At 37.2% G+C, this 25545-nt stretch carries 21 protein-coding genes; 19 read left to right on the forward strand and 2 right to left on the reverse strand.

Annotation, left to right across the window (positions count from 1 at the left end; all coding sequences use genetic code 11):
• Positions 1-2 precede the first annotated feature (2 nt).
• The gene (locus tag HMPREF1535_RS19895) at positions 3-362 is read right to left on the reverse strand and encodes a hypothetical protein (protein WP_046147250.1); all 360 of its coding nucleotides are present in this window, start codon (positions 360-362) and stop codon (positions 3-5) included.
• A gap of 294 nt (positions 363-656) precedes the next feature.
• Here HMPREF1535_RS19895 and glyA point away from each other — a divergent pair, with 294 nt between their 5' ends.
• Both glyA and HMPREF1535_RS19905 read left to right on the forward strand, forming a co-directional pair.
• On the forward strand, positions 657-1937 hold the full coding sequence (gene glyA / locus HMPREF1535_RS19900; protein ID WP_046147251.1) for a serine hydroxymethyltransferase: 1281 nt from the start codon (positions 657-659) through the stop codon (positions 1935-1937).
• A gap of 180 nt (positions 1938-2117) precedes the next feature.
• The gene (locus tag HMPREF1535_RS19905) at positions 2118-4466 is read left to right on the forward strand and encodes a family 20 glycosylhydrolase (RefSeq protein WP_007656218.1); all 2349 of its coding nucleotides are present in this window, start codon (positions 2118-2120) and stop codon (positions 4464-4466) included.
• A gap of 60 nt (positions 4467-4526) precedes the next feature.
• Here the strand turns inward: HMPREF1535_RS19905 and HMPREF1535_RS19910 are convergent, their stop codons facing one another.
• Positions 4527-6995, reverse strand: coding sequence for an alpha-L-arabinofuranosidase C-terminal domain-containing protein (locus HMPREF1535_RS19910; RefSeq protein WP_046147252.1), 2469 nt, complete (start codon positions 6993-6995; stop codon positions 4527-4529).
• 191 nt (positions 6996-7186) lie between these two features.
• On the opposite strand from HMPREF1535_RS19910, the gene HMPREF1535_RS19915 reads away from it, so the two are divergent.
• The 17 genes from HMPREF1535_RS19915 to HMPREF1535_RS19995 all read left to right on the forward strand — a co-directional run bounded on the left by HMPREF1535_RS19915 (position 7187) and on the right by HMPREF1535_RS19995 (position 25541).
• Entirely contained in the window at positions 7187-7552 is a 366-nt protein-coding gene (locus HMPREF1535_RS19915) for a response regulator (protein WP_046147253.1), read from the forward strand.
• A 35-nt stretch (positions 7553-7587) separates the two neighbouring features.
• The gene (locus tag HMPREF1535_RS26115; RefSeq protein ID WP_046147254.1) at positions 7588-8769 is read left to right on the forward strand and encodes a sugar transferase; all 1182 of its coding nucleotides are present in this window, start codon (positions 7588-7590) and stop codon (positions 8767-8769) included.
• Positions 8770-8776: 7 nt separating this feature from the next.
• Complete coding sequence (locus tag HMPREF1535_RS19925) at positions 8777-9562, forward strand: TolC family protein (protein ID WP_046147641.1); 786 nt, start codon at positions 8777-8779, stop codon at positions 9560-9562.
• 3 nt (positions 9563-9565) lie between these two features.
• The gene (locus HMPREF1535_RS19930; RefSeq protein ID WP_046147255.1) at positions 9566-11725 is read left to right on the forward strand and encodes a GumC family protein; all 2160 of its coding nucleotides are present in this window, start codon (positions 9566-9568) and stop codon (positions 11723-11725) included.
• Between the two features lie 2 nt (positions 11726-11727).
• Positions 11728-13185: an O-antigen ligase family protein gene (locus HMPREF1535_RS19935; RefSeq protein ID WP_046147256.1), complete on the forward strand. Its 1458-nt coding sequence runs from the start codon at positions 11728-11730 to the stop codon at positions 13183-13185.
• Between the two features lie 22 nt (positions 13186-13207).
• Positions 13208-14437 (forward strand): glycosyltransferase family 2 protein, encoded by a 1230-nt coding sequence (locus HMPREF1535_RS19940; protein ID WP_046147257.1) that lies wholly within the window; start codon positions 13208-13210, stop codon positions 14435-14437.
• On the forward strand, positions 14421-15533 hold the full coding sequence (locus tag HMPREF1535_RS19945; protein ID WP_046147258.1) for a glycosyltransferase family 4 protein: 1113 nt from the start codon (positions 14421-14423) through the stop codon (positions 15531-15533). Before HMPREF1535_RS19940 ends, HMPREF1535_RS19945 begins: the two co-directional genes overlap by 17 nt.
• Before the next feature lie 9 nt (positions 15534-15542).
• Positions 15543-16166 carry an acyltransferase gene (locus HMPREF1535_RS19950; protein ID WP_046147259.1) on the forward strand — a complete coding sequence of 208 codons (624 nt, stop codon included), beginning with the start codon at positions 15543-15545 and terminating at the stop codon, positions 16164-16166.
• 10 nt (positions 16167-16176) lie between these two features.
• Positions 16177-17109 (forward strand): glycosyltransferase family 2 protein, encoded by a 933-nt coding sequence (locus tag HMPREF1535_RS19955; RefSeq protein ID WP_235438469.1) that lies wholly within the window; start codon positions 16177-16179, stop codon positions 17107-17109.
• Positions 17110-17114: 5 nt separating this feature from the next.
• On the forward strand, positions 17115-18560 hold the full coding sequence (locus HMPREF1535_RS19960) for a lipopolysaccharide biosynthesis protein (RefSeq protein WP_046147261.1): 1446 nt from the start codon (positions 17115-17117) through the stop codon (positions 18558-18560).
• On the forward strand, positions 18557-19666 hold the full coding sequence (locus HMPREF1535_RS19965) for a glycosyltransferase family protein (RefSeq protein ID WP_046147262.1): 1110 nt from the start codon (positions 18557-18559) through the stop codon (positions 19664-19666). The genes HMPREF1535_RS19960 and HMPREF1535_RS19965 overlap by 4 nt, the downstream gene beginning before the upstream one ends.
• Positions 19667-19700: 34 nt before the next feature.
• Complete coding sequence (locus tag HMPREF1535_RS19970; RefSeq protein WP_046147263.1) at positions 19701-20711, forward strand: acyltransferase family protein; 1011 nt, start codon at positions 19701-19703, stop codon at positions 20709-20711.
• A 54-nt stretch (positions 20712-20765) separates the two neighbouring features.
• The gene (locus HMPREF1535_RS19975) at positions 20766-21785 is read left to right on the forward strand and encodes an acyltransferase family protein (protein WP_046147264.1); all 1020 of its coding nucleotides are present in this window, start codon (positions 20766-20768) and stop codon (positions 21783-21785) included.
• Between the two features lie 65 nt (positions 21786-21850).
• On the forward strand, positions 21851-23038 hold the full coding sequence (locus HMPREF1535_RS19980; protein ID WP_046147265.1) for a glycosyltransferase family 2 protein: 1188 nt from the start codon (positions 21851-21853) through the stop codon (positions 23036-23038).
• A 72-nt stretch (positions 23039-23110) separates the two neighbouring features.
• Positions 23111-24064 carry an IS110 family RNA-guided transposase gene (locus HMPREF1535_RS19985; RefSeq protein ID WP_010800681.1) on the forward strand — a complete coding sequence of 318 codons (954 nt, stop codon included), beginning with the start codon at positions 23111-23113 and terminating at the stop codon, positions 24062-24064.
• Positions 24061-24369: a hypothetical protein gene (locus HMPREF1535_RS26120; RefSeq protein WP_007657317.1), complete on the forward strand. Its 309-nt coding sequence runs from the start codon at positions 24061-24063 to the stop codon at positions 24367-24369. Before HMPREF1535_RS19985 ends, HMPREF1535_RS26120 begins: the two co-directional genes overlap by 4 nt.
• A 287-nt stretch (positions 24370-24656) precedes the next feature.
• Positions 24657-25541 (forward strand): glycosyltransferase family 2 protein, encoded by an 885-nt coding sequence (locus HMPREF1535_RS19995; RefSeq protein ID WP_046147266.1) that lies wholly within the window; start codon positions 24657-24659, stop codon positions 25539-25541.
• Positions 25542-25545 lie beyond the last annotated feature (4 nt).

The raw sequence follows: 25545 nt of genomic DNA on the forward strand, positions 1-25545 counted from the left end.
TGCTACTTGGTGCCAGCTTTTTTTAGGTCGATACCATAAACTTCTTTGCCAAAGGCCACCATTTCTTCGTAAAAGTCAGCCCGAAGGCGTTCCTGAGCTAAATCCTTCTTGAGAGAGGCGATCTCACCCAGTAACTTTTTGTAATCTTCCTCTGTTACCTCTTTGCCTTGTTTCTTCATCATTGCTGCTTTTTGGGGGGTATCAACCTCAAAGATAGTTAATGCACGGTAAACTCGAGAACGACTTATACCCAGTTTTTCTACTATCGCGGCGACTTCCAGGCCTTCTACTACACGAAGGCGATAAATCTCATGACACATCAGATGATGCTCTCTCTCTTGATAATAATTCTTCTTTTTCATTGTTGATTCTTTAAAGAGTCAACTTTATTTACAAAAAGACAAATACACTAATACAAAATTGAGGAATAGTAAGAAAACAGATTCTATTACCTCTTGACAGCCGAAATAAGTAACATCATTTCCACAAATACAGAGAACGACAAAGATAGGCACAAAAACGGCCTCATTCCTGCCTTTCTCTATTTATATTTTGATAACAATTAGACTATATATACAGAAATTTATCGTAAATTTGCGACGATTCTCTCATTTTGATAAGCAGAGAACTCATTGCAATAACCAATTTTACATGTAATGAAACAAGACAAGATCATTTTCGACATCATTGAAAAAGAACATCAGCGCCAGTTGAAAGGTATCGAGCTGATTGCTTCTGAAAACTTTGTGAGCGACCAGGTGATGCAAGCCATGGGAAGCTGCCTGACCAACAAATACGCCGAAGGTTATCCCGGCAAGCGTTATTATGGTGGTTGCGAGGTAGTAGACCAGAGCGAAACGATTGCTATCGAACGGTTGAAACAAATCTTCAATGCTGAATGGGCAAATGTCCAGCCTCACTCGGGAGCACAGGCAAATGCAGCCGTATTCCTGGCAGTTCTTAACCCAGGGGATACATTCCTCGGTTTGAATCTGGCACATGGCGGCCACCTTTCTCATGGTTCTCCCGTAAATAGTTCAGGTATCCTATATAAAGCAACAGAATATAACGTAAAAGAAGAAACCGGACGCGTCGATTACGACCAGATGGAAGAAGTTGCACTGCGCGAAAAACCGAAATTGATTGTCGGTGGCGGTTCTGCTTATTCACGTGAATGGGATTACAAACGTATGCGCGAAATCGCCGACAAAGTAGGCGCCCTGTTGATGATAGACATGGCTCACCCTGCCGGTCTGATTGCTGCAGGTTTACTGAACAACCCGTTGGAATATGCCCACATCGTGACTTCTACGACTCATAAAACGCTGCGTGGTCCGCGTGGAGGTATCATCCTGTTAGGCAAAGACTTCGAAAACCCATGGGGAAAGAAGACTCCGAAAGGCGAAATCAAAAAGATGTCGCAGTTACTCGATTCAGCCGTATTCCCGGGAATCCAGGGAGGTCCGCTGGAACATGTAATTGCTGCTAAAGCCGTTTCTTTTGGCGAAGCACTGAAACCGGAATACAAAACATATCAGGCTCAGGTGAAGGCAAATGCAGCTGCTATGGCTAAAGCATTTATCGATAAGGGGTATAAGATTATTTCCGATGGTACGGACAATCACAGTATGCTGATAGACCTGCGTAAGAAATTCCCTGAACTGACCGGTAAGGTAGCTGAAAAAGCATTGGTTGCTGCCGACATCACTGTCAATAAGAACATGGTTCCGTTCGACAGCCGTTCAGCATTCCAGACTTCAGGTATCCGTGTCGGTACTCCGGCTATCACAACCCGTGGTGCCAAAGAACCGCTGATGGCTGAAATCGTTGAATTAATCGACACTGTTCTTTCTGCTCCCGAATGTGATAAGACAATCACCGCTGTTCGCGAAAAAGTAAACAGCATCATGAAAGAATATCCAATCTTCGCATGGTAAAATACCTTGTATAGGGCCGGCACTAAACCGCTGTCCCTATACATTATATTATATATAGTATATAAATACCGTATAAGCGGCAAAAATATCTGTTTAACCGGAGTAAATACCGGGACGACCGCTAGGGCCGCCCCTACGAAAAACAAAATTCACAATTATCTATAAACTTATCTTTATAACATGAAGAAGCTCGTTTCAATGTGTGCAGGCGCAGCACTATGTATCCTTGCGTCATGCAGCGAAGGGCCTACAAAACAGATGCCTTATAATCAGGGTATCAATGTAATTCCTGTACCTGTAAGTCTGACTCAGAACGAAGGAGTCTTTAAAGTTGGCAAAAATATGGCTTTCCAGGCTTCCACTCCGGAAGCTAAGACTGTGGCTGAATTTTTTGCTTCTAAAATGAATCTGGCAACAGGTTATCAGGTAACAGTCGGAGACAAAGAAGTTTCTAACGGGATTTCATTGCTCATCGACGAATCACTGGACGTAAATAACGAGGGTTACACACTCGACGTAACTGCCAATGGAGTTGTTGTAAAAGCTAAAACTCCGCAAGGTTTGTTCTACGGTATGCAGACATTCATGCAACTGTTGCCGGCAGAAATCGAAAGTCCGGTTGTTGTAAACGGTATCGCATGGACCACTCCATGTGTTTCGGTAAAAGACGAACCGCGTTTCGGATACCGTGGCTTCATGCTTGACCCGTGCCGCCATTTCATTCCAGTTGAAAACGTAAAAAAACAGATTGACGTATTATCCCTGTTCAAGGTAAACCGCATGCACTGGCACTTAACAGACGACCAGGGCTGGCGTATCGAAATCAAGAAATATCCGAAACTGACAGAAGTCGGAGCAAAACGTATCGAAGGCGAAGGCACTGAGTACGGCGGCTTCTATACACAGGAAGAAATCAAGGAAGTTGTGAAATATGCAGCCGATCGCTTCATCACAGTTATTCCTGAACTGGAACTTCCGGGACACGAAATGGCTGCTATCGCCGGTTATCCTGAATTGTCTTGTAAAGGCGAACCGGGTACTCCGCGTATCATCTGGGGTGTTGAAGACATCGTAATGTGTGCCGGCAAAGAAGAAACATTCAAGTTCCTGGAAGACGTGATTGATGAAATCGCCCCGTTGTTCCCCAGTGAATATTTCCATATCGGAGGTGACGAATGTCCGAAGATCAGCTGGAAAGAATGTCCGCTATGCCAGAAACGTATCAAGGAAGAAGGGTTAAAAGGCGACAAACAGCACAGCGCGGAAGAACGTTTGCAGAGTTACTTCGTACAACGTATGGAAAAATATCTTTCCGGCAAATACGGAAAGAAAATCATTGGTTGGGATGAAATCCTGGAAGGTGGTCTTGCACCGTCTGCAACTGTTATGTCATGGCGTGGTGAAGCCGGCGGTATCGCTGCTGCTAACATGGACCACGATGTGATTATGACTCCGGGAAGCGGTGGTATGTATCTTGACCAATATCAGGGAGATTCCAAAATAGAACCGGTAACTATCGGCGGATATGCTACGATTGAAAAAGTATACAGCTATAACCCGATTCCTGACACATTGGTTACAACAGGCAAAGCCCAGCATGTAATCGGTGTTCAGTGTAACAACTGGTCGGAATATATGTACAACACCGATTTGATGGAATATCGCATGTATCCTCGTATGTTGGCTTTGGCCGAAATCGGATGGAGTCCGCTAAACCGTAAGGATTATAAAGATTTCGAACGCAGACTTGATAATGCTTATGTTCGTCTGGATGCACACAACATCAACTATCATATCCCACAACCGGAACAGCCGAATGGCTCATGTAACTTCGTTGCATTTACGGATAAAGCATCTCTGGCATTCAAAACAACTCGCCCTGTCAAAATGGTATATACAATCGACGGAACAGAACCGACTGCCGAATCAACTGTTTACTCTGCTCCTATCGAATTCACAGAATCAGGCATATTGAAAATCCGCTCCGTATTACCTTCCGGTAAAATGAGCAAGACTCGTACAATCACTGTAGAAAAACAGGCACTGGCTCCGGCTAAGGAAGTTGCTAAAACAACTCCGGGACTGGAAATGCAGGTTACTGACGGTATGTTCCTTGAATCATCGAAACTGGCTGACGTAAAAGAATGGAAGAAATCGACCATGAAAGATTTGCGCGAACTTACCAGCGTTGTCAAGACCAGCGAATCAATGAGAGGCGTTAAACAGTATGCTGCCGTTGCAACCGGTTATGTAAATATTCCGGAAGATGGCGTTTACTATATCTCTTCTGACAACGAAGAAGTTTGGATTGACGGCAAACTGCTAATCAACAATGGCGGTGAAGTAAAACGTTTCTCACGCCACGACACTTCTGTTGCTTTGGCTGCCGGCCTGCATGAAATCAAAGTGGTATTCCTCGGACATATCATCGGCGGATGGCCTTCCAACTGGAATGACGGCAGTGTAAAACTGCGTAAAGCGGATGCAGAAAGATTCACCCGTATCACTCCGGAAATGCTGGTTCATTAATCACATTTTGGTAATCACAAAAAAGGCCCTGGACGTCACTGTTCAGGGCCTTTCTTTATCTTAATCGACTTTCATCTTCATAATGGTAATCGAGTTGGGCGGGAAAGAATAAACCATCGGTCCACCCAGAGAGAAAGTGATATTCTTCGATACCGGAACAATCCGGGTCGGATTATCAAATGTATTACGCACCAAAGGATCGCCGGTCAATTGAAGGATTTCCGCATCATTTTTGACACTAGCACCTTTTATATTCAATTCCGTCTTTTCTTCATGTTGTGTCGTATTTACGACTTTCAGTATAATCGTATTGGTCTCCTTCTCCAATGTGGCAACAGAAACCAGCGACGGCAGCGGAGGCAATACAACCTCATGCACCAATTTGTCCTCGACATAACAACTTACGGCTTCATCCTTACAAACCACTTTCACATCATACCAACGGTTGCTTTCAAAAGAATAAGGTTCAGGAGAACGCAATGTGTCTTTAACGGCACCGGCAGAACGATAGAACTCACAGGTTCCGGGAGCAATGGAAACTGCAATATGATCGTTGGCCTCTCCTTCTTTTCCATTATCCCGCACACGAAGCTGAATCTGTCCGCTTCCTTTATTCCTTCTCACTCTCATGGAAAAAGTGTAATCGTGGGCTGTCGAATCGCCCATTAAGATATAATTCCAACGGTTGGCATCGGGAGTTAATGTACCGTTATTTACTTTCCAGCCTCCGGTCCTGACTATCGCATCCGTTACAGGTTTGCCATCAATCCGCACATCTTCAAAGTCATAACTGTTATCAAACAGTTCGATTCCTGCATATCCGAATGTAACCTGGGGCCTGCTGTATGTTTCTATTTCTGTTTTCAGCAAATCATCTCCCCGGTTATCCGAAAACATCTTCATCATATAATAAGAAGGAGACCCGATTGCACTGTTATTATTAAAAGAAATAGCCGGATATCTCTGAAAATCATAATTTACATTTCCCAATACCGGTGCATAGGCCAGGTGTTTTACCACTTCCGGACTACTCTCCACACCAAGCAGAAAACAGGCTTCTCCTATCGCCGCCCGCAAAGTTCCTTGCAAAGAGACATCGCCCATACTGAACTCACCGATGAAAACCGCAGGAAATCTTCTCAGATATTGCCCGGTCTCGTATCTGTCATGATTTGCGATAAGGAAATCTTCACCGGAATAAAAATGATAATCAGTCCACTCGTTACGGTTTTTCCCTGAAATAAATGAACTCTTAATCACAGTAATTTCAGGATAAGCCTCATTAATAGCTTTTTTAAAAAGGTCAAAACGCTTTGAATATTCCTGCCCATAATTCTCACTCCCAATCTCTATGTATTTCAAGTCAAACGGCTCCGGATGCCCATTCCTGGCACGCATAGCACCAAAAGTCGAATCAGCAGGCTGATTGGCATAAGCAATCGCATCCAATGCATCCTGAACCAACTTGTTCATAGCTGTAATATCCTCATAACGCGGCCGGCGGCTTTGGCTTGTCACCCCGCTATTAATCACATAAAGCGGTTCCGCATCCAAATCTTCGCACATTTGCAGATATTCATGATACCCCATACCGTTAGTCGAACCATACGCCCATATATTCCAGAAATTCCTGCGTGTAGAAATATCTCCAATGGTTTCATGCCAGACCGGATACGTTCCGGCCGTATAACCTTCTACAAAACTCCCTCCCGGAAAACGGACAAACTGGGGATTCAACGAAGAAATCATCTCCATTAAATCAGGACGCAGACCGTTAGGCCTGTCCTTCCATGTTTTTTGAGGAAATAGAGAAACCATATCCATCCAGAATACAATAGAAGTATCTGCTGTAATAGCCAAAACAGCATTATTTGTGCTTTCCGAAGCGGTAAATGTATGTTTGTATTTCCTCCATTCATATATCGGAGAAACATCAAAAGTTTCACTCAAAGGTGTTTCTGCCACAGAATCGCCTAAAAAGATACGAACCTTTTTAGGAATCATCGACCCGCCTTTCAGATATAAGGACAATTCATATTTTTCACCCTCACGTATGGAAAGTCCATTATAACCAGTTGCAACTACGCCTCCTCTCCCGGTTTCCGAAGAAGCGGCAACAGAAACCAATAAAGAGCGTTTATTTTTATCATTAATCAACTCTTTATTATCAGGCCATATACTGGTATTTGAAGAAATTTTCCGCCAGCCGGGTGTTGAATCGGGACGAATAAAGGGGATCGTCCATCCGTTAGGCGTGCTTAATACATTTCGCTTGGCATCATAAGGGCAGTTTAAAGGAGGCACTCCATCCTCAAAACTGCGATTTTGTATCATCTCTGCATATACTCCCCCATCAATGGCATGGTTTATCTCTTCAATTGTTACTCCATACAAATTTTTATTAACAGGAACAGAAAAGCCGTCCAAATCAATTATTATTGAAGATGTAACAGGCATTTCCGGCTGACAACCGGAAAGCATAGCGGCGAGTATAATGCTTATATTTAATACTTTAAAGGGTATATTCATTTCTTTATTTATCAATTCAAAATAACGACTAGATTTCGCCTTGCAAACTTAAAGAATAATTTTCATATATAACATTCTTTGGAGAAAAGACTATTCTCCAGGAAAAACCTTTGATTTTTATACGTTTTATTAAATAATTATTTTAATTTTGTGCATTGAAGCAAATAAAAACAGCACTAGTATATAAAAACATGAAACAGTCAATTCTATTGGTTGATGATAAGCCGGAGATAGCAAAGATTATAATGCTTTATTTATCTTCTCTATATGACGTCACATATAGAGAAAATCCGATTAAAGCTATAGCCTGGCTTAATGAAGGAAATATTCCTGACGGAGTGATATCCGATTTGAATATGCCCGAAATGAGTGGAGAAGAATTCTTATGTTATCTAAAGGCGAATGCTCTTTTTAATCACATTCCGGTATTGATTCTGTCAAGCGATGAAAGTAGCGCGAACAGAATACGTCTTTTTGAAGAAGGGGCAGAAGATTTTATTCTGAAACCTTTTAATCCTGAAGAATTAAGGGTTCGGGTAAAAAGACTTTTGAGATAAATAACTAAACGCTAGGGTAAATAACAACATTTTGTATGGAATATATCTTTTGGGGACATAATATTCCTCTTGCCGCTCACTTACGTGAAACTTTGCAATGCAAAATCATCGAATGTATCACCTTCCAGCAGATAAAATCTTGTCTATCCAGTATTGAATACATCGATTTTTGTGTTTTTATGGAGAGGTCCGATATGGCAACAGATATACCCACTATCGCTCAACTGCATAAATTATATCCTACCTTATACATTATTTTAATCAGTGAAACGTTAAGTAAGGAAGAGAAAATTCCTTATCTGAGAGCTGGCACTGATTGCATGATATCAAAGAACACCTCCAAGGATGATTTGCAGAAATTATTTTCTGTTATTATTGATTTTAAAGAAAAGGAAAAAGCCAGAAAAGATAATCAGATATCATCTTTGACAGAATTCAGACTCCCTTTATGGAAGCGAACATTCGATATCCTGGCTTCGGGGTCCGCTATTCTTTGCTTATCCCCGATACTTATCCTGACAGCATTAGCTATTCGTACCGAAAGTAATGGAAAGATTGTATATAAATCGAAACGTGTAGGCAGCAATTATAAGATTTTTGACTTTTACAAGTTCCGTTCCATGTATTCGGATGCAGACAAACGGCTGGCTGAATATCAGCAATTAAATCAGTATACAAAAAATATAGCCGAAGAAGAGTCTTTAAACTCTTCTTCGGCTGCTGAGATATCTCAGCGATCCTGTTCCAGCGAACAGAAACAAGAACAGGAACAGGATATACTTTTATTTTCGGACAACCTAAGTACTTCCGAAAATAACTACCTAAAAACTAAACGAACCGAACGTTCTAATGCCTTCTTCAAACTGGAAAACGACCCACGAATCACTCGCGTCGGTCATTTCATTCGAAAATATAGTATTGATGAACTTCCGCAATTATTCAACATCCTAAAAGGTGATATGTCTGTTGTAGGAAACCGTCCTCTCCCCCTTTACGAAGCCGAATTGCTTACAAGCGACGAATATGTGCAACGTTTCATGGGTCCTGCCGGACTGACCGGACTCTGGCAAGTTGAAAAACGGGGTGGTGCAGGAAAAATGTCTGCCGAAGAGCGGAAACAACTGGATATCAAGTACGCAAAAGAGTTTTCTTTCCGTATGGATATGAGGATCATTATTAAAACGTTCACAGCGTTTATCCAAAAGGAGGATGTATAAATATCTGATGAAAAATATTCTCATTATATTGTTACTGATAAATACGTCTTACTGTTTCTGTCAAAAAAAGAAAAGCAACTATTTTGACAAAACTACAACAGTAGAAGTAACAGCCATGGTCAATGCAGATTCTATACAGGCCATGTTAGACGACTATGAACGGGTTCAACTTCCTCCTCTTTCTGTTTTCTTACAATCTGTTTACGATCATCCCTCTATAAAAATATATGAAGCCAAACGGGAAGAAGCTAATGCTGAAATGAAAGTATCAAGGAGAGAATGGTTGGACTATTTCAGAATATACGGACAGTACCAGTACGGAAAGATCGTTCAGTTATCTACTACAAAAACAGTGGAAGATCCAATGTTTATGACTAGCCTGGGTAGTAATCAAAGTACATATAGTGCAGGCTTATCCATATCAATACCTTTCGGTGATTTGTTTAGTCACAAACAAAAGATAAGAGCAAAGAAAGCACATTTCCGTCAATTAGATTACGAGTACGAAATGTCAATAGAGGAACGGAAATTAAAAATATTGGAGGCGTATAACAATGTATTACAATCTTTAGCCACTCTAAAAGCGAAATCGGATGCTGCAGCATTGTATAACGCTCAAATGAAAATATCCGAACAGGACTTCATTAATGGGAAAATTGGTATTGGAGAACTTTCCATAGAGAAAGGAAGACGTACTAATGCAATCATCCTTTATCAGGAAGGACGAACTGCTTTACATAATGCTGTCACTCTACTAGAGATGCTCACAAATGTAAAGATCATAAACAGATGACTTATGGATATCACACTCTATATATCCCGTTTTCTACACCGCATTCGCTATCAACTAATATTAGGAACGTTAGTTGTCACGGCATTAGTTGCATACTTTACACAGTTCATGCAAAAAAAATATACAGTGAATACGTCTATCTATACCGGCATTACATCTAATACTGGATTAGAGAGTGAAAGTAAACCGGATTGGATGAGTGTAAACAATACCTTCGACAATTTGGTAAACCTTACTAAATCAAAAGGTACTTTAGAAACCGTATCAATGAAATTATTAGCATTGAATCTTATTAATGGAGATCCCAATGTTGATAATAAATATATAACTGCCAAAAACTATCAGAACCTAGTTAGCTTTGTTCCTAAAGAAGTCCTGAATTTAATTGATAAAGATTCTTTTAAGAAAACGATAAGTAACCTTGAGAAATATAAGCAAAGTGATACACATAATTTCTTGTATAAGTTATTTAACGGATTCACTCCTTACTATAGTTATGGCGCATTATCCCAAATCATTGTAAAACGCCTGGGTAATAGCGATCTGATTGACATTGCCTATACATCTACCGACCCAGGTATTACATTAACAACAGTGAAACTCCTTAGTGAAGAATTACGTATCTCCTATAATCAATTAAAATATAAAACTGCCGATGACATCGTAAAATATTACGAAGTTGAGCAAAAAAGATTACGAAGTCAATTAAATAATCTCGAAAATGAGCTTACGGATTACAATATCAAGAATAGCGTAATAAACTATCAGGAACAAACAAAAGCTATCGCCGGTTCATTTTCAGATTTTGAAAATCGCTATGAAGAAGTAATTCGTAGAATCAACAGTTCCTCACAATTACTTGAAAGCCTTGAACAATATATGCGAATTCGTATCAAGTTAGTACAAGCTAATGACGAGTTTATCAAAGCTTTAGAAGAAATATCTAAAATAAATGGAAAAATAACGGAAATAGAAATATTTACAACGGAAGATACTCAAAATGACGATCTGAAATTATTGAAATACAAAGATGATTTAAAGAATGCAGAGAAAAAAGTAGCAACACTAACAGAACAAATCAATAATTATAAAGAAAGTAAGGAAGGTATTTCTATCGATGGATTAGTCAATGAGTGGTTAGCACAAACCATTATCAATATCAAAGCAAAAGCTGAATTGAAGATATTAGACCAAAGGAAAAAAGAATTCATTGAACAATATAAGACATATTCTCCTGTAGGAACCCAGATAAACAGGCAAGAGCGTGAAATACATGTGACAGAAGAAGCTTATTTGCAGGTGTTACATGCTTTGAATATGGCTAAAATGAAACAAAAGAATTTGCAATTAACTACTGCAACATTGAACACTATATCAGAACCGACATTTCCTCTTTTCAGCGATAAAAGTAAACGTGTGCTGTTAATCATAGCTGCATTTGCCGGTAGTATAATATTCATTATTGGTCTGAATTTAATCGTAGAGTTATTAGACAGAACTCTACGGGATGCAGAACGTGCCCGCAGGCTTACTAAAATGAATGTTTTAGGCGCTTTCACAGGTAACCAGCAATTAAAATACAGAGGATTTATAAAAGCTTGTAACAGAATATCTGCAGCCTATACATGTAATCGACTTGTTCAACACATGAAAAAAGGAAAAATATTTCATATTAATATACTAAGCATAGAAAGAAAAGAAGGGAAAAGTTTTGTTTGCCAATATTTATTAGAATATTGGAAAGAAATCGGATTCAATGTCAAATATCTGGTAGCGGGAATAGATTTTCCAATTGATGCGACATATCTGTCTTCAGGAGAAATAAGTTCCTACATAGAAGACCATGATCAAATGGATATTCTCCTGTTGGAATATCCTTCTATTAAAGATAATAGTCTGCCGATTTGTCTATTAAATAAGGCAGATGTAAATCTTTTAATAGCTAATGCCCGTAGAGTATGGAAGAATAGTGATGAAGAATTTGTGAAATATCTAATGGACATGGCTCAAGACAAGCCGTTATTCCTTTATTTAAATAATGCAAGCCGTGAAGCTGTAGAAGATTTTACAGGCCAATTACCTCCGGAAACTTCTATACGTTCATTCTCCAATCGTATTATATATATGGGATTAACAGCAAAAAATTCTGCTATAAAGGGATAAGCATGAATAATAGTAATTACATACCTGTTGAAACTCGTTCAATAAAGCTTCTCTATCTTATTATATTGATAGGGCTGGTTGGTATTCTCATGGCTTTATTATCCATGAATATGGCACTTTTTGCAGTAATTACAGCATTTCCACTAATATGTATTGCAGGAATTCTAATCTTAAGATATCCTCAATTAATGTTATTCATAATCTTTACTATCAATTATTTCATTTTAGGGATCACCCGTTATATGCCTATAGAAGGAATAAGTATAATCATGGATATTTTATATGTACTTACCCTTGTACTTATTTTTGTGCATAGTGCACTTTATCATAGTATCAAATGGAAAAGATGCTTTCACATTCTAAGTGCATTATCAGCAATATGGACCTTCTATTGCATTTTGGAAGTGATGAATCCAAGTGGAGTATTTGAAGGGTGGATTTTATCCAGAGGGTTAATCATTAACGGACTAACTATAACAATTCTTACATCACTACTATGTACCAGATACAAAACATTGAAAGCTCTTTTATTTACATTTTCATTATTCACTGTATTGGCCGTATTAAAAACCTTTATGCAAAAATATTTTGGTTTTGATACCTATGAAACCCGATGGCTCAACAATGGAGGTGCAACGACCCATATAATTCATTCCGGTATACGTTATTTCTCCTTTTTCACAGATGCGAGTAACATGGGATCCAATATGGGAGGTGCTGGTATTATTTTTGGTATAACTTCTTTATATATGAAAAATAAAGCATTCAAGATTTATTATGCAAGCGTAGCTATTGCTTCTTTGTATACAATGATGCTTTCCGGTACTCGAGGTGCAATAATTGTACCATTGGCCGGATTAGCACTTTATACCGTAGTTAGCAAACAGACTCGGTCTATTTTAATTGGAACAGCGTCTTTGATTCTGATTTACGTGTTCTTTGCTTTTACAATGATCGGTCAAAGTAATGCGACTATCAAAAGAATGAGAACTGCTTTTACACCAAGTAAAGATGCTTCATATATTGTCCGTAAAGAGAACCAGAAAAAATTAAAGGAATATTTAAAATACAAACCATTTGGAGAAGGATTAGGATTATCCGGTGATGGCTTGGGAGTAAAAGTATCCAGACGTTTTACAACATCCATCCCTACTGATTCTTGGTATGTCAAGATATGGGTTGAAACAGGAATCATTGGTTTAATATTATATATGGGTATGGTTTTTATTACCATAGCTCGCGGAACATGGATTTTAATGTTTAATATACATGATCCTGAGCTAAAAGGAATATTAACGGGATGGCTATGTGCTATATTCGGTATGTTTTTAAGTGCATATGGGAATTCATTTTGGGGACAATTCCCCACGATGGTTATAGCATTCATGGGAATGAGTTTCATTTTGAATGGAAAATATTTTGATAAGGAACTCAGTGATAAAATCAAAAATTATTCATAAACCGACTAGTTGATAATAAAACATGATAGAACTATTATTTAGCTTAAAGAATAACTGGATAGATAAACAGGAATATTTATTTCTGCTTATAGATGCTGTTTTGTTTTTACTTTTCCTTATAGCAGTTTTATATCTATTCATCTTCGCAGCCTATTCTAAAAAAAAGGCTGTTTATTCTTATCCTAAAGCAAATAAGAAACACAGGTACGCCATATTGTTCCCTGCCTATATGGAAGATGATGTGATTATAGATTCTGTACAGTCATTTTTCAAGCAGGATTATCCCAGGGAATTATATGATGTGATTGTGATATCCGATCAAATGAGAGAAGATACAATCGCCAGATTGGAGGGAATAACAGCAATGGTTACCCCAATATCTGATCCCATGAGTACTAAGATCTATGCATTACATAAAGCGATCGAATACATAGAAGATAACAAATTATCTTATGATATGGTAGTTGTACTTGATGCGGATAATGTAGTAAATCCTCATTTCCTGGATAAAATAAACGATGCCTTCTATTCCGGATGCTTGGCAATACAAACACATAGAGTTGCTAAAAATCGGGATACAAATACGGCTGTGCTAGATGCTGTCAGTGAAGAAATTAATAACTCTATTTTTAGAAAAGGGCATACACGACTTGGGTTTTCTTCCGGTTTAAGCGGATCAGGAATGGCTTTTGAATATGATCTATTCAAAAAAATAATCCAGGGAATTGATGAAATAGGTGAAGACAAACACATGGAACGTAAATTACTTTTACAAAATATATATATTGAATATCTGGAAGATGTCTATACCTATGATGAAAAAGTAAGAGGTAAAAAAGAATTTTACAACCAACGACGCCGTTGGTTAGCGACTCAATTCAGTAATCTGTTTTCAGGGATCTCTCAATTACCCGGAGCGATGTTGAGCGGGAAATGGGATTATTGTGATAAGCTATTCCAATGGATGATGCCCCCCCGTATTTTGTTGTTAGGATTCGTTATCCTTATCGCTTGTTTTTTTACTGTTATAAATATATTTCTATCAATTAAATGGTGGGGATTATTACTTTTCATTGGTATAACCTTCAGTTTAGCAGTTCCCGATTATCTGGTTGATAAGCAGTTTAAAAAGGCAATCATCAGTTTGCCAATTCTGTTTTTTCTTATGTTTCTAAACCTTTTCCGGTTAAGAGGAGGAAGTAAAAAATTTATCCATACTAAACACTCTGTAAAATATGAAAATAGCCATTGAAGCTCAACGTATATTCCGTTCTAATAAACATGGAATGGACTTCGTTGCTTTAGAAAGCATACGGGAATTACAAAAAATAGATAAAGAGAATGAGTATTATATTTTTGTAAGTCCGGGAAATGATCGCTGTCTGGAGGAGACACCCAATATGCATATCATAGAAGTCAACTGTTCTACATATCCACTTTGGGAGCAGATTGCCTTACCTCGTGCCGTAGCAAAGATAAAAGCAGATTTACTACATTGTACAAGTAACACAGCTCCTATTTATTGCCCGGTACCCTTGATACTGACACTACATGATATTATATTTTTAGAACCGCGGCAAAGCGGAAATAAATCGTGGTATCAAAATATGGGATGGTATTATCGTCGCTGGATCGTTCCTCGCATTCTCCCCCAATGCAAAAAGATCATCACAGTCTCCAATTTTGAATGTAACCGTATTAAAAAGGCATTACATCTTTGTGAGAATCAGATAACGGCAATATACAATGGCTATAATCAGCATTTCCATCCAATACCTGATGTAGCATCTGTTACAGAAAAATATATAGCAGGCCAAGAGTATCTTTTCTTTTTAGGAAATACTGATCCTAAAAAAAATGTGCCACGCACATTAAAGGCTTATAGTATCTACTTAAAGAAGTCAGAGAAAAAACGTCCTCTACTGATTGCCGACTTAAAAGAAGACAAGCTAGATATTATACTTAAAGAACAAGGAATAGAAGATATCAAACCTTATCTCTCCTATCCGGGATACATTCCCAACAAGGATTTGGCTTATTTATATAATGGAGCATATGCTTTTCTATATACATCACTCCGGGAAAGTTTTGGTATCCCTATGCTTGAAGCAATGGCTTGCGGCACACCTGTAATTGCGGGAAATACTTCTGCCATGCCGGAAATTGCAGGTGAAAAAGGAATACTGGCAGATCCATTCAATGAAGAAGATATTGCAAATAAATTACTCTTATTAGAGAATGATCATCAATATTATGTCGGACAAGTCGATTACGGATTACAACGAGTAAATAAATTCTCCTGGAAGAGTACAGCTTTATCTTTATTAAAAATCTATCGGAATATATAGGATAAAATTATGAATAGTAGTCTTAAACAAAAAATAAAACAAAATGAGAGACTAAAACAGTTCATTTTGTTTTTAATATCATCTCCTAAAAATCCGAGGCCCAGACTTTGGGTTAAATGGTTTGTGAATCCATTTTTGCATAAAAAAGGAAAAGGAGCTGTTATCAGAAGAAACCGGTCAAGAATAGATGTGTTTCCCTGGAATCAATTTGTTGTTGGTACAGATTCTTTAGTAGAAGACTTTACTACCATAAATAATGGTGCAGGAGATGTTATTATTGGAAATAATGCCAGAATAGGCATAGGATCTGTAGTTATCGGTCCGGCAAAGCTAGGGGATAAAGTTGGCTTGGGACAACATGTATTCATCTCAGGTTTTAACCACGGATATGAAGACGGTACTTGCGACTCCAATGAACAGCCTCTTGTAAAAAAAGAAGTTGTGATTGATAATGATTCACATATAGGAGCAAACTCAGTCGTTGTAGCCGGAGTGCATATTGGAAAAAGGTGTCAAATCGGTGCAGGAAGTGTTGTTACCAAAGACATACCGGATTTCTGTGTTGCTGTGGGAAATCCTGCAAAAATCATAAAAAGATATGATCCGAATATACAAAAGTGGATCAAAATATAACATGAATCCAATGTCAAACTCTATGGTTAGCATTATAATACCAGTATATAACACTGAAGAGTTCGTGGAAGAGGCCGTCAGGTCTATCATGAATCAAACCCTACAGGATATAGAAATCATTATCATAAATGATGGTTCTACAGATAACTCTTTATCCATAATCCGAAAATTAGCAAATGAAGATGACCGAATACAGGTCTATAGCAGAGGGAACCAAGGTCCTTCTGCTACGCGTAATCAAGGAATTAGTATTGCTAAAGGGAAATACCTATATTTCATGGATAGTGATGATTATCTTGAGCCTGAAGCTTTGGAATCATGTTTTTTCAAATGTGAAGAAAATGCATTAGATTTTATTTTTTTTGATGCTGACATTCTTAATAAAGAGACAAATTTTAACATTCATCTTAATTATCAGCGTAAGGATTGTACTAGCCCAGACACATTATACACAGGATCACAGCTATTTACAATCTTGGTAGAAAAAAACAAATATTCTCCATCTCCCTGTTTAAATCTTATAAACACTAAATTTCTAAAAGAGATAAATCTTCTTTTTCTGCCGGGTATTATTCACGAGGATCAGTTATTCAGCACTCTACTATATTTACAAGCAAATCGAGTAATGTGTATCCATAAAAATTTCTTTAAAAGAAGGTTTCGCAGTGACTCTATTATGACACGTAAATTCTCCTTAAAAAACATAGATAGTTATTTTATCATAACAGATAGATTATTTACTTATGCCTCTGAACATACAGAAACACGGTATATAGTTGATAAACATTTGTCTAAAATGTTGAATGCAGCCGTATGGTTATCTTACAAAATGCCTTTTAAAGATCGCTTATACATAGCAAGACGCTGTATCAAAGATTACAAAAGGTATGTCTCCGGAAAAAACATCCTTATTTTACTGTTTAAATCATTCTTAAAAAAATAGATTACATGTCTTCCACAAAGAAAGAACTTCTATCCGGTGTTTTTTATACGGCAATAGCTAAATATTCAGGAATAATAATATCCTTAGTAATAGCCGGGATACTAGCTCGTCTCATTGAGCCGGAAGATTTTGGTGTAGTAGCAATTGCAACAGTTATTATTTCTTTTTTTGGTATATTCAGCGATCTTGGAATAGCACCGGCAATCATACAAAATAAAGAATTATCCGAAAATGATCTCAGCAATATCTTTTCCTTTACCCTTTGGTTGGGTATTGGTATCTCTATAATTTTTTTCTTATGTTCATGGCCTATCTCCCATTTTTACCAAAGCGATACGTTATTAAGCATCTGTCAACTACTGTCACTGAACTTATTCTTCGCCTCTGCCAACATTGTACCAAATGCATTGTTATTCAGAGGAAAAGAATTTAAATTCATTGCATACCGTAGTTTAACAATTCAGATTGCCGGAGGAAGTTTAGCCATAACTGCCGCTTTGATGGGAGCTGGACTATATGCATTAATCATTAATCCCATATTGTCCAGTATATTACTATTTCTCATATCTTTCCGGAAAAAACCACAGAAGTTATCCGGTACATGGGGAATTCAATCCATGAAAAAAATTCTTAGCTTCTCTACTTATCAGTTTATGTTCAATGTGATCAATTATTTCAGTCGGAATTTAGATAAATTACTGATAGGAAAATATATGAATATGGTTTCATTAGGATATTATGAAAAATCATACCGTCTTATGATGTTGCCTCTTCAGAATATCACACATGTCATATCTCCGGTTATGCATCCTATATTCGCAGACTTTCAAAACGATTTGTCCAGGCTTTCAGCTTCATATAATAAAGTAGTTCGTTTCCTGGCTTTTATCGGATTCCCCTTATCTGTATTATTATGGTTCTGCTCTCGGGAAATAATCCTAATTATCTTTGGTGAACAATGGATGCCTTCTATTCCCGTCTTTCAAATATTATCCATATCGGTTGGTATACAGGTAATCCTTTCTACCTCCGGTTCCATTTTTCAAGCAGCAAATGATACTAAAAGTTTATTTATTTGTGGGGTATTCTCTACTCTGCTTAATATCATAGGAATATTAACCGGAATATTTTTTTTCAAGACATTAGAAGCTGTAGCATGGTGTATATCCCTTACATTTACAATAAACTTTGTACAATGTTATATCTGGATGTACAAAATCACCTTTAAACAAGGCCTTCAGACATTCTGGAAGCAGTTCGTCTCTCCTATTTTGCTTACTGGAATATTAATTGTTTGCATATTACCTATGTATTATGTGCCGAACAAATGTCCTACATACATCAGTCTATTATTAAAAGGCTGCATATTTTCAATAGTCTATGTAGCATACATACAAATAAAAGGAGAATATGATATTATCAATCTGATTAAATCTAAAATTAAAAGATGAAAGCCCTATTCCTCGTATATCATGGTTTCAGTGAAACAAATGGTATCAGTAAAAAAATACATTATCAGGTAGATGCATTAAAGGCCTGTGGTTTAGATGTACAAACCTGTTATCTGAGCGAGTCCGATGGAAATAAATACAGGATGATCGATGATGCCATTTTATGTGATTATGGACGAGGAATAAAAGGGAAACTACTAAAACGGATTGAATTCAATTCAATCGCAGATTATGCAATTAATGAAGGTATTCGTTTCGTATATATCCGTTCAGATCATAATGCCAACCCGTTTACGATCAAAATGGTAAAAAAAATGCGTAAAGCGGGCATCCGTGTTGTTATGGAAATTCCGACTTACCCCTATGATAATGAGAAGCCCTCTTCCGGAAGGAAACTACAACGATTTCTGGATAAGTATTTCAGGAATAGTCTAGCCAAACATTTATGCCGGATTGTTACATTCTCTGATTATAAAAGTATTTTTGGTACTCCCACAATCCAGATATCCAATGGAGTCGATTTTAGTAAAATAAAATTGAAACAAAAAACAAATGACACTTCTCACGAGCTCCATTTGATTGGAGTCGCAGAAATACACTACTGGCATGGATTCGACCGTCTTGTACAAGGCCTGGTTAATTATTATAAGAAAGACCCTGACTACAAAGTGTTTTTCCACCTAGTCGGTAATTTTTTCGGGGAAAGAGAGAAAAACGACATTTTACCACTGATTGAAACAAATCATCTGGAGTCTTATATCATTCTACATGGGGCAAAACATGGTGAAGAATTAGATCTGCTTTTTGAACAATCAGATATGGCCATTGGTAGTCTGGCCCGCCATCGTAGTGGTATAACCAATATAAAAACACTTAAGAACCGGGAATATGCTGCTCGCGGCTTATCTTTCATCTATTCGGAACAAGACAGTGACTTTGAAGACAAGCCTTATATCCTAAAAGTTCCGGCAGACGAAAGTCCTATTGATATTAGACTAATCATAGAATTCTATCAAAAAAGAAAAATGTCTCCATTAGAGATACGAAACTCTATTCAATCACTTTCCTGGGTAGAACAAATGAAAAAAGTTATCACTATTATATAGACTATATATTAATAATTAATCAATTTATTATATTATGATACAAAAAAAATCACTTCATATCGAAACACTAAGAGGAATAGCTATTCTGTTTGTTGTTATGGGGCATGTAATAGGTTCAGGATCTACTGGAGGTATGCAAGTAGATGAAAATTCTATATACAGATATTTATATTGCTTATTTGAAAATATAAGAATGCCATTATTTACCGTTATATCAGGTTGGGTATATGCATTACACCCAGTAAACTCTCTAACAGTTATAACATTTTTACAAAAAAAAGCAAGGCGGCTTCTTTTCCCTTTAATATTTGTTGGAACGACCTATTTCATCCTTCAATATTTAATACCTGGAACAAATCAGAAAGAGTCTTTAGAAAAAATATGGAAAATATACATATATCCATATACATTATTTTGGTATCTACCTGCACTTTTTTTAGTTTTTAGTTTTATCTCTATTTTTGAAATATCAAATCTTATAAAATCATTTAAAAACTGGTGTATAATAACAATGATATCATGGGGACTATGCTTTTGTCAAGTATCACATATAATTTCAGAATCTATTCCTAATTTTTTTGCATTTAAAAACGCACTATACCTCATACCATTTTTCATAGTTGGCCTAGGACTAAATAGATTTAAACAAAAGTTATGTACTTCAACTTTACAAAAAATATATCTACTAGGAACATTAGTAGGTATTATCTTTCAGCAAATAGACTATTTCTTACCAGAAACATTCACTTATTACACCATACTTCATTTAACAATTCCCATTGGTATGATATCATCAGCCTTTCTTGTATCCATTAATCTAAAAAATACTTTTTTCGTATGGTTAGCCCAATATGCTTACACAATATACCTATTCCATGGATTTGGAACTGCTGGTGGTCGTATTTTAATATCTAAAATACATATACATAATAGTTTTGTTACATTTGTTTTTGCCACTATAGTAGCAATAATACTTCCTATTACGTTAGAAAGAATATTAGTAAAATGGAAAATCACAAGAATATTATTTCTTGGGAAAAAATAACAAAAAAATCATCCATATATTTAGTTGTCAAAATAACATTAATCAACAAATCGTATGTCTAACAGAAACAATATCATAGATATAGCTAAAGGAATAGGTATAATAACTGTTGTATGGGGACATTTACCCAATGTATGTCCAATTAAAGAAGAAATCTATTTATTTCATATGCCGCTATTTTTTCTTTTATCAGGTTATTTTTTTAAAGATGAATGCCTTAGCTTCATTGAAGTAGTTAAAAAGAAATTAAAAATATATATATATCCATATATACTTTTCTTTATTATATGTAAAACAGCTTCAGCTGTACTATATTATGGGACAAATCATTCAGAATTATTCACAATAAGTCCTGGCGTCATTATCAAACCATATGGAGTTGTACGCCCTTTATGGTTCTTTTTGTCTCTGTTTGAAGTACAAATTATATATTTTCTAATTAGTAAATGTACAGAAAAAGAATTCATAAAATCATTATTATCATTAATTTGTCTACTAATAGGCTTTTCATTATACAAAATGAGGATCTTATTACCTTTATATTTAAGCACTTCTTTATCTATGATAATATTTTTACATATAGGACAGTGGATTAATCAACATGCTATACTTACATTTTCCTTACAAAAGCAAATAGTTATAATTATCATTGGAAGTATTATTTATATTAGTGCTGTTTACTTAAATATAAATGTAGATGTAATGTTAAACCATTTAGGTAATTATTTTCCAATTTCGATATTAGCAGCCATAAGTGCCTCTTGTATTATTCTATATTTTAGCAAACACATTGAGAAGATAAGGTGTCTAGCCTTTATATTGAAGTATCTAGGGAAAAACTCATTAATTATTTTTGCTTTGCATATTTTGTGTTTTGAAATTGGACGGTATATAATTGGATTTCCTAAACTTGAAAATTCGACTCTTATGGAAGGGATTTATCTTACTATTTTTGCTATTATTTGCTCATTATTTATTGGTTACCCAATAAAAAAATACATATTATCATTAAATATTTTCAAATACACACCATATTACTTACATTCTAAAACAAAAAAAGACAAATCAGAATAACATAAAAACATTTTGAATTTCAATACATCTTAAATATTTATAGCTATTTTTGCAAAAAAAAGAGAATGAATTTTCTATTTCAATTGGATACACTCCTGTTCATCATCACTGCGATATTCACAGGATACAATCTTTTTTTCACTTTGGCCTCTTTTGTCAAAAGAAAAAAAGGAAAGACAGACCATGTTAAAACACAAAGCATTGTAGTTATCTTTGCTGCCTATAAGGAAGACCGGGTAATAAAAGAATCTGTTGAAAGTTTTATGAAGCAAGATTATCCCCGGGATAAATTTCAGGTAGTAGTGGTCTCTGATCATATGGAGGAGGCAACCAATCTCGCTTTGGGGCAATTGCCAATAACTCTTTTTACTCCTGACTTTCAAGAAAGTATGAAGCATAAATCCATATCTTATGCATTAGATCACTTGGAAGGATTTGACCGGGTTATTATTATGGACGCCGATAATATTACCGACACAGACTTCCTGACCCGCATAAACCAAGCCACACAAACAGTTAAAGTATTGCAGGCCCACAGAACCCGGAAAAATGAAAATACATCCGTTGCCGTGTGGGATGGCATTTCAGAAGAGATAAATAATACTATATTCAGAAAAGGACGTGTGAACGTCGGACTATCATCAGCTTTGATCGGTTCCGGAATGGTTTTTGATTTTGAATGGCTGAAACAACATATGCATGAGTGCAAAACCTTTGCGGAAGACAAAGAACTGGAAGCTATCCTGGCCAGAGACAACATATTCGTAGATTACAGTGATGATATATATGTATATGATGAGAAGACCGCCAGACAAGACATTCTGATCAGACAACGGTCAAGATGGTTCCATGCTCAGATTCTTGCATTTTCCCTGATAACAAAGGATTTTAATATAAGGAAGATAAATCTGTCATATATTGACAAGGTCATCCAATGGATCCCTTTCCCCAGACCAGTCCGTTTTTTGCTGATATTCCTGATGATACTCTTCTGGTCTGTCGTATCGTTTTCCGTTGCAATTAAATGGTATTACCTGCTAATCATCAAAATAGGAACATATCTCTTAGCAATACCCCGGAATATGTACACCCAAGACTTTTTCGTCAGCATAACAAAACTACCATCAATGATGATAGCACTGTTACGCAGTTACACGGCTTCGATTTGCCGCGTAAAAAAGAAAGACATGAGTTTCAACAATACACCGCATCATATCACTAAAAAGAATAATCATGAAACATCCATGAAATAAATTTCGTCCAAGAGAATGTAAATAGGGGGGTATTGTTTACTTTAGTGTCATTCACTCGAAAAAACGAATGCAATGAAAACAGTACCTTTTGAACAAGTCATCCTCCGGGGTTGTGGAATAGATGTCCACAAGGACATGGTAGTTGCTACGATAAGTGGCGAAGGTCTCAAAACTGAAACCCGCAGTTACAAGACCTTCAGTAGTTCTTTGACAGAATTAAAAGAATGGTTATTATCCAGTGGCATTACGCATGTAGCCATGGAAAGTACCGGTGTTTACTGGAAGCCGGTTTATAAGATTCTTGAATGTCCTGATATGAAAGTCTGGATCGTGAACGCACGGCACATCAAGTATGTTCCCGGGCACAAAACGGATAAAAAGGATAGTGCCTGGATTTGCAAACTGCTTTTAGCAGGTTTGTTGAAACCGAGTTATATCCCGGAGCGTGAACAACGTGAGCTTCGTGATTTAACCCGTTACCGTAACAAGTTGATCCAGCATGTATCTTCTGAGAAAAACCGTATTGTTCGTATCCTGGAAGATTGTAACATCAAACTTTCCAGCGTGGTGTGCAGCCTGGACGGAGTCGTGGCGAACAAGCTGATAGATATGTTGATCGATAAGGGTCATGTAACAATGGATGACATAACTTGCATCTATCATAAAAAACTTGAAGCCAGTCCGGAACTTCTTTATCAGGCTTGTGAAGGCTTTATAGAACCGCATCACATCTATATGTTGCAGACCATCCGTAAAGATATGGAACAGACGAAAGCCATCATAGCTGACCTTACCTGCCGTATAAAAGAGGTTTTATCTCCTTATGAGAATGTGATGGAACTCTTGCAGAAGATCCCCGGACTTAGCCGGAAAACGGTTGAAGACCTGATAGCAGAGATAGGTGTGGATATGGAAGCCTTTCCAACCGAAAAGCACCTGGCTTCGTGGGCCGGTGTCTGTCCTGGCAATAACGAGAGCGCAGGTAAAAAAAAAGTGGTAGAACCACCCATGGCAACAAACAGTTGAAAGCCGTAATCACGGAGGCTGCGTGGGCAGCCACCCGTACCAAGAACACCTTTTACAGTGCACGTTATCACCGTTTAGCCGCCCGTCGAGGGAAAAAGAGGGCTTTAGTAGCAGTAGGACACTCGATCCTGAAATCGGTATGGCATGTACTGAAAGAGGCTTGTGAGTATAAGGAACTCGGTGCGGAATATCTCAACCAAAGGATGGAGCAGAAACGGAAAAATTACTTGAAGAAAGAGCTGGAAGCACTTGGCTATAAAGTTAAAATCAGCCGTGATGATGGTCCAATCCCAGAAGTAGGTTAAAAACATAGAGAAGGTCGATTTTTACTGGCTTGTTGTCGTAAGAAACAGCAAGAGGTCGCTCATGAAACTGATCTCAACTGCTAAGCGGTCAAGACTGCGAGTCCTTTAACGCGTGTATGAAATTTTTTTTCTTAGCTGTTGTAAAATTATAAAATGCCCAAAGATAATAGCCAACCGCATTTGTATCTATACAAGTGCTCTCTTTTGTTTTGTCTGAACTCTAAAAAAATCAATTTATTAATGGTTTAAACGGCTCTCTTGAGATAGGGAGCGCAATTTATTTACATATGAAAAAAGTCTCCATAATAACTGTTAATTATAACGGGGTCACAGATACATGTGAAATGATTGAATCATTAAAACGGCATGAAAATTATCCTTACGAACTGATTGTTGTGGATAACGGTTCAGCCAGCCTGAATGATTACACTTTGTTAAAAGAAAAATATCCTGATGCAAAAGTAATACGAAACGATATAAACCTCGGATTTGCGGAAGGAAATAACATCGGTGTCAAACAGGCAACCGGTGATTACTTGTTTTTCCTGAATAACGATACGATCATTACCCGCCCCATTCTTGAGATACTGGTAAAACGGCTGGATAGTGATGAAAAAATAGGATGTGTCTCCCCTAAAACGACTTTCTGGCCGCAAAACAATAAACTGCAATATGCAGGAGCCACTCCAATGAGTTACATAACACTCCGTAACGAATTCATCGGCTACTCACAGGAAGACGACGGAAGGTTTGATGTCCCGCAGGAAACAGCCTTTGCCAATGGAGCAGCCATGATGATCCGGACGGCTGATATTCAAAAGTTCGGTTATATGAGCGAATACTATTTTTTGTATTATGAGGAACTGGATTGGTGTACCTTCATGCATAAAGCCGGATTTAGTATCTGGTATGAACCTCAGGCAGTCGTCGGACATAAAGAAAGTGCCAGTGTCGGTCTGCAAAGTCCGTTACAAGTATATTTTCATACCCGCAATCGCCTGATATTTGCCCAAAGAACATTGTCTGACCCATTTGAAAGGAAATGTTCATATCTATATCAGCTTTTTGTTGCTTTACCTAAGCACTTTCTGATTTATTTATGCCAAGGAAAATTCAAGCTGATACTTCCTTTGCTTAAAGGAGGAATAGACGGAATCTCTTTTATCAGATAAATAA

The sequence above is a fragment of the Parabacteroides goldsteinii DSM 19448 = WAL 12034 genome (assembly GCF_000969835.1).
GTDB lineage: Bacteria > Bacteroidota > Bacteroidia > Bacteroidales > Tannerellaceae > Parabacteroides > Parabacteroides goldsteinii.